General features: G+C 67.7%; 15 protein-coding genes and 1 tRNA gene. 9 read left to right on the top strand and 7 right to left on the bottom strand.

Translation table 11 applies throughout. The annotated features are described in order from the left end of the window. The first annotated feature begins 163 nt into the window (after positions 1-163). The 5 genes from crtY to arfB all read left to right on the top strand — a co-directional run bounded on the left by crtY (position 164) and on the right by arfB (position 3,970). Positions 164-1,351 carry a lycopene beta-cyclase CrtY gene (gene crtY, locus AC07NI_RS03260; protein WP_494616242.1) on the top strand — a complete coding sequence of 396 codons (1,188 nt, stop codon included), beginning with the start codon at positions 164-166 and terminating at the stop codon, positions 1,349-1,351. 41 nt (positions 1,352-1,392) lie between these two features. After that, entirely contained in the window at positions 1,393-2,916 is a 1,524-nt protein-coding gene (amaB, locus tag AC07NI_RS03255) for an L-piperidine-6-carboxylate dehydrogenase (RefSeq protein ID WP_494616241.1), read from the top strand. Positions 2,917-2,980: 64 nt separating this feature from the next. Next, positions 2,981-3,055 (top strand) — tRNA-Thr (locus AC07NI_RS03250). Between the two features lie 31 nt (positions 3,056-3,086). Then, positions 3,087-3,551: a YaiI/YqxD family protein gene (locus AC07NI_RS03245; protein ID WP_494616240.1), complete on the top strand. Its 465-nt coding sequence runs from the start codon at positions 3,087-3,089 to the stop codon at positions 3,549-3,551. After that, positions 3,548-3,970: an alternative ribosome rescue aminoacyl-tRNA hydrolase ArfB gene (gene arfB / locus AC07NI_RS03240; protein ID WP_494616239.1), complete on the top strand. Its 423-nt coding sequence runs from the start codon at positions 3,548-3,550 to the stop codon at positions 3,968-3,970. Before AC07NI_RS03245 ends, arfB begins: the two co-directional genes overlap by 4 nt. A 34-nt stretch (positions 3,971-4,004) precedes the next feature. On the opposite strand, the gene AC07NI_RS03235 is transcribed toward arfB, so the two are convergent. From AC07NI_RS03235 to AC07NI_RS03220, 4 genes are all read right to left on the bottom strand, one after another. Beyond that, positions 4,005-4,847, bottom strand: a complete 843-nt coding sequence (locus AC07NI_RS03235; protein ID WP_494616238.1) for a hypothetical protein — start codon at positions 4,845-4,847, stop codon at positions 4,005-4,007. A gap of 81 nt (positions 4,848-4,928) precedes the next feature. Beyond that, the gene (locus AC07NI_RS03230) at positions 4,929-5,456 is read right to left on the bottom strand and encodes a MarR family winged helix-turn-helix transcriptional regulator (RefSeq protein WP_494616237.1); all 528 of its coding nucleotides are present in this window, start codon (positions 5,454-5,456) and stop codon (positions 4,929-4,931) included. A gap of 137 nt (positions 5,457-5,593) precedes the next feature. Continuing rightward, positions 5,594-5,806: a hypothetical protein gene (locus AC07NI_RS03225; RefSeq protein WP_494616236.1), complete on the bottom strand. Its 213-nt coding sequence runs from the start codon at positions 5,804-5,806 to the stop codon at positions 5,594-5,596. A gap of 56 nt (positions 5,807-5,862) precedes the next feature. Next, positions 5,863-6,360: a GcrA family cell cycle regulator gene (locus tag AC07NI_RS03220; protein ID WP_494616234.1), complete on the bottom strand. Its 498-nt coding sequence runs from the start codon at positions 6,358-6,360 to the stop codon at positions 5,863-5,865. A gap of 280 nt (positions 6,361-6,640) precedes the next feature. On the opposite strand from AC07NI_RS03220, the gene AC07NI_RS03215 reads away from it, so the two are divergent. From AC07NI_RS03215 to AC07NI_RS03200, 4 genes are read left to right on the top strand one after another with little or no spacing between them, the layout of a single operon-like run. Beyond that, entirely contained in the window at positions 6,641-7,150 is a 510-nt protein-coding gene (locus AC07NI_RS03215) for a c-type cytochrome (protein ID WP_494616231.1), read from the top strand. Positions 7,151-7,152: 2 nt separating this feature from the next. Further along, entirely contained in the window at positions 7,153-7,536 is a 384-nt protein-coding gene (locus AC07NI_RS03210) for a nuclear transport factor 2 family protein (RefSeq protein WP_494616228.1), read from the top strand. Continuing rightward, complete coding sequence (locus AC07NI_RS03205) at positions 7,533-7,904, top strand: nuclear transport factor 2 family protein (RefSeq protein ID WP_494616226.1); 372 nt, start codon at positions 7,533-7,535, stop codon at positions 7,902-7,904. Before AC07NI_RS03210 ends, AC07NI_RS03205 begins: the two co-directional genes overlap by 4 nt. Further along, positions 7,901-8,257, top strand: a complete 357-nt coding sequence (locus tag AC07NI_RS03200; RefSeq protein ID WP_494616222.1) for a nuclear transport factor 2 family protein — start codon at positions 7,901-7,903, stop codon at positions 8,255-8,257. Before AC07NI_RS03205 ends, AC07NI_RS03200 begins: the two co-directional genes overlap by 4 nt. Here the strand turns inward: AC07NI_RS03200 and AC07NI_RS03195 are convergent. The 3 genes from AC07NI_RS03195 to AC07NI_RS03185 are packed head-to-tail and all read right to left on the bottom strand — an operon-like array spanning position 8,254 to position 14,914. Then, complete coding sequence (locus tag AC07NI_RS03195; RefSeq protein ID WP_494616216.1) at positions 8,254-10,617, bottom strand: thiamine pyrophosphate-binding protein; 2,364 nt, start codon at positions 10,615-10,617, stop codon at positions 8,254-8,256. The genes AC07NI_RS03200 and AC07NI_RS03195 overlap by 4 nt on opposite strands. A 14-nt stretch (positions 10,618-10,631) precedes the next feature. Further along, complete coding sequence (locus tag AC07NI_RS03190) at positions 10,632-13,775, bottom strand: efflux RND transporter permease subunit (protein WP_494616213.1); 3,144 nt, start codon at positions 13,773-13,775, stop codon at positions 10,632-10,634. Beyond that, positions 13,775-14,914 carry an efflux RND transporter periplasmic adaptor subunit gene (locus tag AC07NI_RS03185; protein ID WP_494616211.1) on the bottom strand — a complete coding sequence of 380 codons (1,140 nt, stop codon included), beginning with the start codon at positions 14,912-14,914 and terminating at the stop codon, positions 13,775-13,777. Before AC07NI_RS03185 ends, AC07NI_RS03190 begins: the two co-directional genes overlap by 1 nt. Positions 14,915-14,986: the final 72 nt, after the last annotated feature.

Genomic DNA, 14,986 nt, shown 5'->3' with positions numbered 1-14,986 from the left:
CCGTTCGTTCGGACGCACGCAACGCCAGAGCCTGCCCGATTGGCTTGCAGGCAAGCCAATCGGAGCAAGCAGGCTCGCCAAAATATAGAGCGGCCTTCCCGCTCACGTTCCGTGAGCGGGAAGGCCGCACAGGCGTCACAGTCATCGTGCAAGAGCACCTGACATGTCGCCTTCCTCCGCCTTCGCCCGCGCCGATGTCGTCCTGGTGGGCGGCGGGCTGGCCAACGGCCTGATCGCCCTGCGCCTGCGCACGATGCGGCCAAACCTGAAGGTCATCCTGCTGGAACGCGAGCGCCGCCTGGCCGGCGAGCAGACCTGGCGCTGGTTTCAGACCGACGTCAGCCCGGGAATCGCCGCCTGGCTGCGGCCGCTGATCGTCCATCGCTGGAGCGGTTGGGACATCCGCCTGCCCGGCTTCGAGCTCTATCTGGACACGCCCGTCTTCGCCCTGACCGCAGAGCGCTTGCGCCAGGCCGTCACCGCCGCCTTGGGCCCGAACATCTGGCTGGGCGTCCAGGTCACCGAGATCAGTCCGCACCAGGTGACCCTGGCCGACGGCCGCCGTATCGCCGCCGGCACGGTCATCGACGGCCGAGGCGCGCGCCGCACCCGCAGCCTGGCCCTGGCCTGGCGCGCCTTCCTGGCCCAGGAGGTGACGCTGCGAAGCCCGCACGGCCTCTCCTACCCCATCCTGATCGACGTCCCCGAGACCGACGACGAGACCTGCCCCGCCTTCAGCGTCATGCCGCTGGACACGCGCCGCCTGCGCATCGAGGTCTCGCAGTACGCCAGCGCCCCAACGCCCAACCTGGCCCTGAGCCGCGCCGCCATCGCCGCCCATGCCGCCGTGCGCGGTTGGCAGGTCGACAAGGTGGTCCGCGAAGAGGACGGCGCCCTCCCCATCGTCCTGGCCGGCGACATCGACGCCTATTGGCGCGAGGCCCGACCCGAGGTCGCCAAGGTCGGCCTGCGCGCCGCCAACTTCCATCCGAGCACCGGCCACTCCCTGCCCGACGCCGCGCGCCTGGCCGACCAGATCGCCGCCCTGCCGCGCATCACCAGCGCCAGCGTCCGCGCCTGCGCCGAGGCCCACGCCAAGACCGACTGGCGGCGGCGACGCTATCACCGGCTGCTGAACCGCCTGCTGCTGCGCGCCTGCCCGCCGGAAGCCCGCGCCAGGGTCTGGGACCGTTTCCACCGCCTGGCCCCTGGCCTGATCCAGCGCTATCTCGCCGCCCGCCTGACCCTGAGGGACAAGACCCGCATCCTGCTGATCCGCTCGCCCATCCCGATCGCCGTGGGGCTGGAGCAGATCAGCGGCCGCTCGGCTCTGAGCGCGAGCGACGCTTAGGGCGGGTTGACCGATCGCCGTTCTCGGGGCGTCCTCAGGGCATGACCCAGTCCAACCCGACTCCCGCCGCCCATGCCCGCGCGCTGCTGGCCAAGCTCGGCGTCCCGGCCCTGCCCGCCGACGCAGGCCATCCCGTCCGCAGCCCGATCGACGGCCAGGTCCTGACCCACGTGGCCTTCGACGACGCCCGCGAGATCGGGGCCAAGGTCTCGGCCGCCTGTCATGCCTTCGCCGCCTGGCGCGTGGTCCCCGCCCCACGTCGCGGCGAGCTGGTCCGGCTGTTTGGCGAGGAACTGCGCGCCGCCAAGGCTGATCTGGCCGCCCTCGTCACCCTGGAAGCCGGCAAGATCGCCTCCGAGGCGGCCGGCGAGGTCCAAGAGATGATCGACATCTGCGACTTCGCCGTCGGCCTGTCCCGCCAGCTCCACGGCCTGACCATCGCCTCCGAACGCCCCGGCCACGCCATGCGCGAGACCTGGCACCCGCTAGGCCCCGTCGCTGTGATCAGCGCCTTCAACTTCCCGGTCGCCGTCTGGGCCTGGAACGCCTGCCTAGCCTTGGTCTGCGGCGATCCGGTGATCTGGAAGCCATCGGAGAAGACGCCGCTCACCGCGCTCGCCACCCACGCCATCCTGCAGCGCGCTTTGGCCCGGTTCGAGGATGCGCCGGACGGCCTATGCGCCGTCGTCCAGGGCGGTCGCGACGCCGGCGAGCGCCTGGCCCGCGACCCGCGCATCGCGCTCGTCAGCGCCACCGGCTCGACCCGCATGGGCAAGGCCGTGGCCCCGATGGTCGCCGAACGCTTCGGCCGCTCGATCCTGGAGCTGGGCGGCAACAACGCCATGATCGTCACGCCCTCGGCGGACCTGTCCCTGGCCCTGCGCGCCATCGTCTTCTCGGCGGCGGGCACGGCGGGCCAGCGCTGCACGTCCCTGCGCCGCCTGATCGTCCACGAGAGCCTGGTCGACAAGGTCGCCGACGCGGTCGAGACCGCCTTCCAGCGCCTGCCCGTCGGCGATCCGCGCGAGAGCAAGACGCTGCTCGGTCCGCTGATCGACAAGGCCGCCTATGACGCCTTCGTCGAGGCCATGAACCAGGTCCGGGCCGAGGGCGGCACGGTCAGCGGCGGCGAGCGCCTGCTGATCGACCAGCATCCGGACGCCTACTATGTCCGCCCCGCCCTCGCCCGCCTGCCGTCCGCCACCGCCGGCATGCAGCGCGAGACCTTCGCCCCGCTGCTGCACGTCGTGCCCTATGCAGACTTCGACCAGGCCGTGGAGATCCAGAACGACGTGCCGCAGGGCCTGTCATCCTGCGTCATGACCAACGACGTCCGCGAGGCCGAGGGCTTCCTGTCGGCCGCCGGCAGCGACTGCGGCATCGCCAACGTCAATATCGGCCCCTCGGGCGCGGAGATCGGCGGCGCGTTCGGCGGCGAGAAGGAGACCGGCGGCGGCCGCGAGAGCGGCTCCGACAGCTGGAAGCAGTACATGCGCCGCCAGACCGCGACCGTGAACTATTCCGGCGCCCTGCCCCTGGCCCAGGGGGTGCGGTTCGACCTCTAGGCGGGCGCTCTTGCCGTCCGTCCCGACAGACGGCATAAGCCCTGACCTCGGGTCACAGGCCCATGCCGGCGTAGCACAGCGGTAGTGCAGCGGTTTTGTAAACCGAAGGTCGGGAGTTCGATCCTCTCCGCCGGCACCAGTTTCCCTCAGGTCTTCCAGGTCCCGCTTCGATGGCCGCCATCCTCTTCATCGACGCCGACGCCTGCCCCGTGAAGGACGAGGCCTACAAGGTCGCCGCCCGCCACGGCTTCAAGACCTTCGTGGTGTCCAACAGCTGGATCCGCGTGCCGCTGACGCCGGTGATCGAGCAGATCGTCGTCGACGCCGGTCCGGACGTCGCCGACGACTGGATCGCCGAGCGCTGCGGTCCCGGCGACGTGGTGGTGACCAACGACATCCCGCTGGCCGATCGCGTTCTGAAGGCCGGCGGCGCGGCCCTGGCCCCAAACGGCCGGGTGTTCAGCCCCGACATGATCGGCTCGGCCCTGGCCTCGCGCTCGATCGGCGAGCACCTGCGCTCGATGGGCGAGGTCACCAAGGGCCCCGCCGCCTTCGCCAACGCCGACCGCTCGCGATTCCTGCAGGCGCTGGACCAACTGGTCGTGAAGGCCAAACGCGCGGTCCCGCCCCGATGATCGAGATCACGTCCTGGCTGCGGATCGACGAGGACGAACTGGTCTGGAAGGCCACCCGCGCCTCGGGGCCGGGCGGCCAGCACGTCAACAAGACGAGCACGGCGATCGAACTGCGGTTCGACGTCAGGAACTCCCCCGCCCTGCCCGAGGACGTCAAGTCGCGCCTGGAAACCCTGGCCGGAAGCCGCCTGACCCAGGACGGCGTGCTGATCCTGTTCTCGCAAGGCTCGCGCTCGCAGGAAATGAACCGTCAGGACGCTCAGGAGCGGCTGGTGGAGCTGATCCGTCGTGCGACGGAGAAGCCGAAGCCTCGACGGCCGACCAAGCCGACCTATTCCAGCAAGCTCAAGCGCCTGGACGGCAAGGCCAAGCGCGGGACGGTGAAGTCCGGGCGCGGACGGGTGAAGTTCGACGACTGAGGGATACCTACCCGAGAATCTCGACTTTCATTGACTAAGGATCCAACGCAAAGATTGTTTCCGGAATCCCATCCAAGTTCGTCAGCTCAATACGGTTTTGTTTCTTCAGATATCGGCCAGTACCTTTATGTAGGTCGATAATAGCCTGATGAGCTCGTGGCCGATCCTTCTCGGACGCTTCGATGATGCTGATAATCAAACGATCCAATGCCGCGAACTTTGGAAGCTCCTGTTTGAATTCGTCGTGCGACCAGTCGATCTGAAACCCACCGGCGATCGGTGTTCCGATGCGTGTGACTTTTTCAATGTGCACCGACCGCTCGCGTTCATAGCGCTCCAACATACTAATCAAGCCATTGAAGTGGTCGTCCAGCAGCGTGACCCGGTTGATAAAGGCGAGGTCTGCAATCCTCCCGGTTCGCCATAACTCCTCTGGGCCGAAGTGGACCCTCTCAAAGCTATTCGCAGCGGGCATAGCATTGATGAATACGTATGACTGACGCTCCTCAGTAGATTTCATGGACGCGTCCACGAACATCTGATTGATGACTGTCAGACAAGAGTAAATTTTGCCGAGCTTCTGTCCCATTACGAAGGATGCGAAAGCGTTCTTGTCGCGTTCATCACGCTCCCTCGCCGCCTCCTGGGTTTTCTTCGTGAGGTGATAACCCAGCACAGCGCCAATGACGGCGCCTACTAGGCCTACGCCGCCAGACACACCCATATTTACGTAGTCAAACCCGTGGTCGTCAGGCGGCATTTGCTTAATGACAACTTCAACGGGCTTAGCTGATGCCTGAATGGTCGGCGGAGCGGCAAGCTTCACTACCGCATGGGACGCGGTGATGGCCTTGTCTGGGGGCGTAGGATCAGCCATGCGAAAGAAGCTAAGCCATAGGTCGCAACCTGGGAACTAGCCCGCCTAAATGGTGATAGCCTGTTTTTTGAAGACGGTTCCTCAAACCGTCTCCGGCGGAGCCGGGGTCGAGAACGCGATCACGTCCTGCTTCCAGTCCGGCTCGACGATCAGTCCCGACAGCATCTTCTGCAGATAGCGCGTCATGGCCGCCTGCTCTTCCGTGGTCAGATTGGCGCAGATCTCGCGGTTCAGGGGACGGATCTCGGCGCGGATGGTTTCCAGCAGGCTGCGACCGGTGTCCGTCAGGCAGATGACCACGATACGGCGGTCGGCGGACGAGGTCTCGCGCGCCACCAGGCCGTCATTGATCAGGCTGTCGATCGAGCGCGTCAGCGTCGTGCGGTCGGTGGCCGCCAGCTTGGCCAGGCGGGTCATCGACAAATTGCCAAACCGTCGCAGCGAGATCATCGCCACCCACTTGGCGAAGGTCAGGCCGTGGCGGGCCAGGAGATCGGCCGACACCGCGCGGCGATGCTGCTCGGTCTGGTAGAGAAGATAGCTCAGGTAACTCGGCAGCGGCAGCGCGTGGTCCTGGACCACGTCGGCGCGCTCTTCCCCCTCGTACATTGTCGTTTTCCGCCCCCACAAAACGGCGCTCTGTGTGTCACACGGTTAACGGTCACGCAATCTGCGGCGCCCCTTGGGGAAACGAAAAACCCCGCGAAAGGCTTCGCGGGGTCATCTCTTTCAATTTAGACGGGAAATTACGCCGCCGCGGCGCGGTTCCGGTTCAGGCCGCGCGTCAACCAATCGTCGGGATAGGTCTCGCGCACCGTGATCGACTTGAACTGGGTCACCGGGATGCTGGCGTGGTCGCCGGGGTTGAGGTCGCGCGACACCGAGTGGCCGGCGAACTCCTCGATGATGGTGATCACTTGGCTGCTGCCGGCGGTGTTCTCGATGAGGACCATGTTCATGGGGTTCTGCTCGGTGATCTCGAGGAAGAAAGGAAAGTCGGCGGAGAGAGGAAGCGCTAGGCCAAGCTAGGCTGGACGCGTTCCTTGAGGCCCTTCAAGGCCCAGGTCTCGACGGCGCGGGCGTTGCCCAGGCGGCGGAAGGCGCCGGCGTTGTGCTGCTCGCAGTAGGAACCGCGGGCGGTCAGCTTGGGGCGGCCGCAGAAGCCGAAGTCGTCGCCTTCCGGATTGCCGATCGGCCAGCGGCACGAGTGCGTGCCCAATTCCAGAATGCCCGAGGTCGGCAGCAGGTCCTCCTCGGTGCGCTCGTAGCGCGGAGCGACGTGGGGCGCGGCGGTCGTTTCACGGGTCGGGCGACGGACCACGATCCGCGACGGGGACCGGGTGGTCGTCCGCTGACGGACGGGGGTTTCACGAACCGTGATGCCCAGACGATGCACCTTGCCGATCACCGCGCTGCGGCTGACGCCGCCCAGCTGGCGGGCCACCTGGCTCGCGCTCAGGCCCTCGAGCCACAGCTTCTTCAGGGTCGCGGTGCGTTCTTCGCTCCAGTCCATGATCTTGTTTCCCAGCCCAGCCCGGAGCCAGCCCGCTCCGTGAGGAAATTGGTAGATTTTATGGTTAACGCACGTCAAACGTTTATGTGCAGACCCACGGTTTGCGATTTCACTTTTTGCAATAAGAATCACGTAGATACCGGCAATTGTCGCAGGGGTTTGCTCAAGCTCGCCTTAAGGAACATTGTTCCGTGACAACGCCACGGCCCTGATTTTATAAGGGTTTGGAATGCGTCGCGCCGTCGCAGAGCCTGCGGCGAAACGTCAGTCGGGGATCATCATGCGCATCGTGAAACTGGCCGCCATCGGGGTCGCCTTCATCGCCCTTTCGGCCTGTTCGAAGGATGGCGGCAGTTCCGGCGAGGCGCCGGCCTCTGCCCCCGCCGACGCTCCCGCAGCCGCGGCCGCGCCGACCGACGCCGACAAGGCCGCGGCCCTGGCCGCCCTCCCCGCGCCTTACAACACCGGCGACCTGTCGAACGGCCAGAGCAAGTTCGCCTTCTGCCGCTCGTGCCACACCGCCACCGAGGGCGGTCCGGACCTGACTGGCCCCAACCTCTACGGCGTGTTCGGCCGCAAGGCCGGCTCCAAGCCAGGCTACACCTATTCGCAGGCGGTCCAGAACGCTGGCTTCACCTGGGACGCCGAGCACCTGGACAAGTGGCTGACCGACCCGCGCGGCTTCCTGCCCGGCACCAAGATGACCTTCGCCGGCATCCACGATCCCAAGGACCGCATCGACCTGATCGCGTACCTGAAGGTCGAGACGGGCTACAAGCCGGCCCCATAGCCATGCGCCCGGCCCCGCCAGAGGTGGAGGCGCTGATCCAGCGTCTCTACGACGCCAACGGCCAGCGCGACTTCGAGGCGTTCCGCGCCCTGGTCGCGCCCCAGCTGGAGTGGCCGGACGTGACGCGGGGCGGCTTGCTGACCACGCCCGAGCAGGTGCGGGACTACTGGACCTACAATGACGGCTACATCCGCGTGGAGATCACGCCCGTCGAGGTCCACGTCACCGACGACGGCCGCATCGTGGTCGACGCCAACCAGGTGATCTGGAACCGCAAGGGCCAGCAGTGGTCGGACCTGTGCGTGCGGCATTGTTACACGCTTCGCGACGGGCTGTTCTGGCGCATGGATATCGTTTCCAAGGGGGAAACGGATCCAGGCCCATGACGCGGGACGAAGACCGCATCGCTGAGCTCTACGCGGCCATCAACGCCCGCGATCTCGATGCGACGCTCGCCTGCTACGCGCCCGGCGCCCGGTTCGCCGACGGCCTGGAGGGCGGCATGGTCGAGGGCCATGAGGCCATCCGCGCCCACTTCGTCCAGCTGTTCGAGACCATCCGCGTTGAACTGGCGCCGATCGACCTCGCCCACGAGCCGGACGGACGGTGGCGCGCGCGCCTGCAGGTGGAGACGCGCGGCCCCGGCGGCGGGCTCTGGCAGGACGACCTCGTCACCGTCTGGTATCGTCTCGAACGGGGGCTGATCGTCGAGCAGGACGTCGACGACAGCGGTCGAGGCCGGGACACGCCATGAGCGCGATGGAAGCGTTGCTGGACAAGGCTTTCGAAGCCTTCAACGCGCACGACACGCCGCGCTTGCGGCCGCTGTTCCATGACGCCAGCACCTGGCCCAACACCCTGGACGATGGCGAAGACCCGGTCGGCAAGGAGGCCGTGCTGGCCTATTTCGCCCGCGTCTTCGCGACCATCATCCCCAACATCCAGCTGATCCAGATCCTCGACGAAACCGCCGACGCCCTGACCACCGAGGTGCAGTATTCTGTCGAGAGCCCCGACGGTCATATCTGGACCGACACCCGCGTGCGGCTGATCTACCGCTTCCGTGACGGGCTGCTGTGCGGCCAGACGATCCTGGACGGATACTAGGCGAGCAGGTCCGCGCAGGCGTCCAGGATGGCCTCAGCGTCCAGGCGGTACTTGCCGTAGAGGTCCGGCAGGTCGCCCGACTGGCCGAACACCTCCAGGCCCAGCGCTCGCACCCGCTGCCCGCGCACCGAGCCTAGCCACGACAACGCCAGCGGCGCGCCGTCGGTCAGGGTCACCAAGCCGGCGTCGCGGTCCAGCGGGGCCAGCAGGGTCTCGATGGTCGAGGCGCGAGCACCCTCCCCGGTCCAGCGGGCGCGGCCCGAGGCGGTCCAGTCGCGGTGCAGCACGTCGGCCGAGGTGACGGCCAGCAGGCCTGCTTCCGGCATATCCTCGGCCAGGGCCTCGAACGCCGCCAGGGCCTCGGGCGCCAGCGCGCCGCTGTAGACCAGGGCTAGGCGCGCGCCCGGCGCGGGGGCTTTGAGCCAATAGGCCCCGTCGATCACGCCGTGACGCCAGGCGTCGTCCGCCCGCTCGGGCTGAGCGATGGCGCGGGTGGAGAGGCGCAGATAGGTCGAGCAGCCGTCCTTGGCCTGGATGCGGTCGAAGGCGTGGGCCATCAGCACCGCCGTCTCGTCGGCGAAGGCCGGCTCATAGGTATCCAGGCCCGGCTGGGCCATGCCGATGACGGGCGCGTTGATCGACTGGTGCGCGCCGCCTTCGGGGGCCAGGGTCAGGCCCGAGGGCGTGGCGACCAGCAGGAAGCGGGCGTCCTGGTAGCAGGCGTAGTTCAGGGCATCGAGGCCGCGGGCGATGAAGGGGTCGTACAGCGTCCCGACCGGGAACAGTCGCTCGCCGAATAGCGGACCGGTGAGGCCCAGCGCCGCCAAGGCGATGAACAGGTTGTTCTCGGCGATGCCCAGCTCGACGTGCTGGCCGGTCTCGGCCTTGGACCACACCTGGGCCGAGGGGATGCGGCGGCGCTTGAAGACGTCCTCGTGGGCCCGTCGCTGGAACACGCCCCGCCGGTTCACGAAGCCGCCCAGGTTGGTCGACACCGTCACGTCCGGCGAGGTGGTGACCACGTGGCCGGCGAAGTCGTCCTTCCGGGCGGCGATCTCGAACATCACCTTGCCGAAGGCGGCCTGGGTCGACTGCTCGCCATCGTTCTTGCCGCCGGTCACGGCCGCCAGCAGTTCGTCGGCCGTGGGCGTCTGGATCATCGGAGCGTCGTGGTTACGCTCGACCTCGGCGGCGAACGGGGCGCGGGCGACGAGACCCTTCAGCGCCGTGCGCTCGGCGGCCGACAGGCCCGACAGCGGGTCCCACTCCTCGCCCTCGATCACGCCCAGGCGCTCGCGCAGCTCGGCGATCTGCGAAGGCGTCATCAGGCCGGCGTGGTTGTCCTTGTGGCCCTGGAACGGCAGGCGCAGGCCCTTGACCGTATAGGCGATGAAGAAGCGCGGCCGGTCGTCCTGCCCGGCCTTCTCGAAGGCCTCCAGCAGGGTCTCCAGGCAGTGGCCGCCCAGTTCGGTCATCAGCTCGGCCAGGTCGACGTCCTTGTAGGACGCGATCAGTTCCAGCGTCTTGGGACTGTCGGCCAGGTCGGTCGTCAGCCGCTCACGCCAAGCGGCGCCGCCCTGGTAGCTCAGCGCCGCGAACAGGTCATTGGGCGCGGTCTCGATCCAGTCGTGCAGCGCCTCGCCACCCGGCTTGGCGAAGGCCTCGCGCTGGCGCTTGGACCACTTCAGCGTCTCGACCTGCCAGCCGGCGGCCTCGAAGATCTCGCCATAGCGGGTGAACATCCGGTCCTGGGTGGTCGCGTCCAGGCTCTGGCGGTTGTAGTCGACGATCCACCAGGTGTTGCGGATGTCGTGCTTGCAGGCCTCGATCAGGGCCTCGTAGATGTTGCCCTCGTCCAGCTCGGCGTCGCCCAGCAGCGAGATCATCCGGCCCATCTTCTCCGGCTTCACCGAGCCGCGCGCGGCCAGGTAGTCCTGGGCCAGCGAGGCGAAGGCGGTCATGGCCACGCCCAGGCCCACCGAGCCGGTCGAGAAGTCGACGTCGTCCACGTCCTTGGTGCGCGAGGGATAGGACTGGGCCCCGCCCATCGCCCGGAAGCGCTGCAGGTTCTCCAGGGTCTGACGGCCGAACAGGTGCTGGATGGCGTGGAAGATCGGGCTGGCGTGCGGCTTGACCGCCACCCGGTCCTGCGGCCGCAGCGCCTTCATGTAGAGGGCGGTCATGATCGTGGCGCACGAGGCGCTGGACGCCTGGTGCCCGCCGACCTTCAGGCCGTCGCGGCTTTCGCGGAGATGGTTGGCGTTGTGGATGGTCCACGCCGCCAACCAGAGAATCCGTTCCTCGAGACGGCGCAGCAGAGCGATTTCCTGCCGCTTGGCCGTCAGAGAGCCGTCAGCCATGCTTCCTCACCGGTTTATGCCGGTGAGGTTTGCCCCTCACCGCTCTTTTCCCGGGCTTCATACTCTTCGATCTGCCGGGCCGTCCACTCCGGCGACTTCGTGAAGCGCGCCAGGAGGTCATAGAACACCGGAACGATGAAGAGCGTCAGCAGGGTCGCGAAGATCGAGCCGGTGAAGATCACCGCGCCGATCGTCTGACGGCTGCCAGCGCCCGCCCCTGCCCAAAGCATAAGCGGCAGAGCGCCCATGGCGGCCGAGATCGAGGTCATGATGATCGGACGCAGGCGCAGGGCCGAGGCCTCGATCACCGCTTCCCGCACCGTCAGCCCCTCGTCGCGCAGTTGGTTGGCGAACTCGACGATCAGGATGCCGTTCTTGGTGGCGATGCCGACGAGGATGATCAGGCCGATCTGGCTGTAGGTGTTGATGGTCGAGCCCATCACCAGCAGGCCGAACAGACCGCCCAGCGCCGCCAGCGGCACGGTCAGCATGATGACGGCCGGGTGGATCCAGCTCTCGAACTGCGCGGCCAGCACCAGGAACACCAGCAGAAGGGCCAGGCCGAAGGCGATGGCGATGCCGCCCGAGCCTTCGAGGTAGTCCTTGGCCTGGCCGCCCCACTTGATGCTGATCCCGGGCGTCGGACGCTGGTCGGCTTCCTCGCGGAGGAAGCGCACGGCGTCCTCGACGGTGTAGCCGGGGTTCAGCTGGGTGGTCAGGGTCACCGAGCGCAGGCGGTCGACGCGCGGACGGTCCGGGGTGTCGCCGCGCAGCTGCGTGGTCACCACGGTCGACAGCGGCACCAGGGCGCCGGAGCTGGTGCGGACGTTCAGCCGGTTCAGGTCCGCGACGCTGCGACGCTGGTCGAGGTTGGTCTGCAGGATGACGTCGTATTCCTGGCCGTTCTTGATGTAGGTCGTGACCTGGCGCGAACCGAACATGGTTTCCAGGGCCCGGCCGATGGCCTGGGCCGAGACGCCCAGGGTGGCGGCCTTGTCCTGGTCGATCTGCACCGACAGGCGCGGCGAGGTCGGCTCATAGTCGAGGCGCGGACGCGAGAAGCCCGGATTGCCTTGCGCGTCGGCCAGGATCGGCTTCAGCCAGTTGGCCAGCTGGACATAGTCGTTGCCGACGGCGATCAGGTCGACATTGGTGCCGCCGCCCCCACCGCCACCGCCGCCCCGCTGGAACGGACCGCGCACGCTGGCGATGGCCCGCACGCTGGTGATCTTGGAAAGTTCCTTGTTCAGCTCGGCGGCCACCTGGTCGGCGGTCTTCTTCCGTTCGCCCCAAGGCTTCATGACCACGACACTGCTGCCGCTGTTGAACGAGTTGCCGCCAAAGCGCGGGATGGTCAGCAGGATGCGCTCGGCGACGCCGTCCTTGCGGTACTTGTCGACGATCTTCTCGACCTTCAGGCCGATGCCCTCGATGTAGTCGTAGCCCGCGCCTTCCGGCCCGTTGATCGCCACGTCGACCCGGCCGCGATCTTCCGGCGGCACCAGTTCCTTGGGCAGACTGACGAACAGCAGCGCCGCGAAGCCAGCCAGCACCACGACCATGACGCCGGCGATCGCCGCCGACCAGCCGCCCAGGATGCTCTCCAGCGACGCGCGGTACGAGTTCTTCAGGGCGTCCATGGCGCGATCGACGCGCTTGGCCAGCCAGCCTTCGCCGTGCGCCGGCCGCAGCAGCTTGGACGCCATCATCGGCGACAGCGACAGGGCCAGCAGGGCCGAGAAGCCGACGGCGGCGGCGATGGCCACGGCCAGCTCGACAAACAGGCGGCCGATATAGCCGGGCAGGAACATCAGCGGCGCGAACACCGAGATCAGCACGATGGTGGTGGCGACGACGGCGAAGAACACCTGGCGGGTGCCGCGCTCGGCGGCGACCAGGGCCGGCTCGCCCTCGTCCACCCGGCGCTGGATGTTCTCGACCACGACGATGGCGTCGTCGACGACCAGGCCGACGGCCAGCACCAGGGCCAGCAGGGTCAGCAGGTTCAGCGAGAAGCCGAGCGGGGCCAGGACGATGAAGGTCGACAGGATGCAGATCGGCGCGACGATCGAGGGGATCAGCGCCGAGCGCCAGCTGCCCAGGAAGATCAGGTTGACCAGCACGACGAGGCCGATCGACATGCCCATGGTGATCCAGACTTCGTGGATGGCCTCGGCGGTGAACACCGAGTTGTCCACGGCCACGACCATCTTGGTGCCGGGCGGCAGGCTCTCGTTGATGGTGGCCACTTCCTTGCGGACGGCCTCGGAGATGGCGACGTCGTTGGCCTGCGACTGACGGGTCAGGCCGATGCCGACCTGGTCGACGCCGTTGCCGCGGAACAACTTGCGGCGCTCGTCCGCGCCTTCCTCGATCCGGGCCACGTCGCCCAGGCGCAGCACGAAGCCGGAGGCGTCGGCCGGGCGCAGCGGCAGGCGCGCGAAGTCCTCGGGCTTGGCGTAGCTGCGGGCCACGCGGATGGTGAAGTCCTTGGCGTCGCTTTCCAGCGAGCCGGCCGGCAGTTCCAGGTTCTGGCTGTTCAGCGCGGTCTCGACGTCGTCCACCGAGATGCCGCGCGCGGCCATCTGGTTGGCGTCCAGCCAGATGCGCATGGCGTAGATCTTGGCCCCGAACAGGTTGGCCTGGGCCACGCCGTCGATGGTCGACATCCGCTCGACCAGATAGCGGTCGGCGTAGTCGGCCAGCTGCAGCGGATCCAGCGTGGTCGAGGTCAGGTTCAGGATGATGATCGGCGAGGCGTCGGCGTTGGCCTTGGCAATCTGCGGCGGGTCGGCCTGGTCAGGCAGGTTGGCCGTGACCCGGCTGACGGCGTCGCGCACGTCGTTGGCGGCCGCGTCGAGGTCGCGGTCGAGGTTGAAGGTGATGGTGATCTGCGAGCGGCCGTCACGGCTGCTCGAGTTCACGCGGTCGATGCCCTGGATGCCGGCCACCTGGCGCTCGATCACCTGGGTGATGCGCTCTTCGATGACTTCGGCCGAGGCGCCGCGATAGCTGGTCGAGACCGACACGACAGGCGGATCGACACTGGGCAGCTCACGGATCGGCAGCGAGGTGTAGGCCGCCAGGCCGATGACGCAGAGGATGATCGCCGCGACCGCGGCGAATACGGGACGACGGACAGAAAGGTCGGAAAGCATCAGCCGGCCTTGCGGTCGGCGCCGCCCTTGGCGTGCTCTTCGCCCTTCTTGCCGTCCTTGCCGCCCTTACCACCCTTGCCGCCGCCGATCGGGGCGCCGTCCTGGATGCGGTTCAGGCCGTCGGCGACGATCTTGTCGCCCTTCTTCAGGCCGGCGCGGATCTCGACGAAGCCACCCTCGCTGAGGCCGGTGTCGACATCGGTGCGGCGGGCGATCAGGCCCTTGGGGCCCTTGGCGATGCGGAACACCGAGGCCTGGTTGCCTTCGAACTGCACGGCGGCTTCCGGCACGGCGACGCCGTTGCGCGTGCCTTGGTCGATCGAGACCTTGACCAGCATGCCCGGCTTCAGGCGGGCGTTGGCGTTCGGGAATTCGGCGCGGGCCTTGAGGGCGCGGGTAGCCGGATCGATGCGGGTGTCGATCTGGGCGATCTTGCCCTGGAAGGTCTCGCCCGGCAGGGCGTCGGGACGCGCGGCGATCGGCAGGCCGATGCGCAGGGTCGACAGGTAGCGGTCCGGCACCGAGAAATCGACGCGGATGATCGAGGCGTCGTCCAGGCTGACGATCGGCGTGCCGGCGGCGATCAGCATGCCCGGCGCAACGTCCGAGATACCGACGCGGCCCGCGAACGGCGCGCGCAGCACGCGGTCCAGCTTCTGGGCGTTGGCCGTGCCGACGGCGGCCTTGGCCACGTCCAGCGCGGCCAGATATTGCTCGGCCGTGGCGCGCGGGGCGATGCCCTTGTCGGCCAGGGTCTTCCAGCGGGCGTAGTCGCGCTCGGCCTGGGCCAAACGCGCCTTGGCTTCCGAGATGCCGGCGTCTTCTTGATCCGCCTTCAGCTCGACCAGCACCTGGCCCTTGCGGACGCTCTCGCCGTCGGTGAAGTGCACGGCCGTGATCAGTTCGGGCGTGTTGGAGGTGATCGTCACGGACTGACGACCCTTGGCCGCGCCCAGCACTTCGATGCGGTCGATGAACGGACGCTCGCCGACCACCATCTGCGAGACGTTGGTCGCACGACCGCCGCCGCCAGCCTTGTTGGGGTCCTTGTTGCCGAAAGCCAGCTTCAAGCCGCCCACAACCAGCATCACGACAACGGCGACCAGGGCCACCACGAGGAAGAAGTGCCTACGGATCAAAGAACGGCTCCAGCGCGCCGGGAGGAGTCGGCGGATTTCGGCGAAGATATGACCGCAGCCTAAAGCGACGTC

The organism is Caulobacter sp. GW821-FHT10E02 (assembly GCF_059415225.1).
This window is presented reverse-complemented; position numbering and strand designations above follow the sequence as displayed.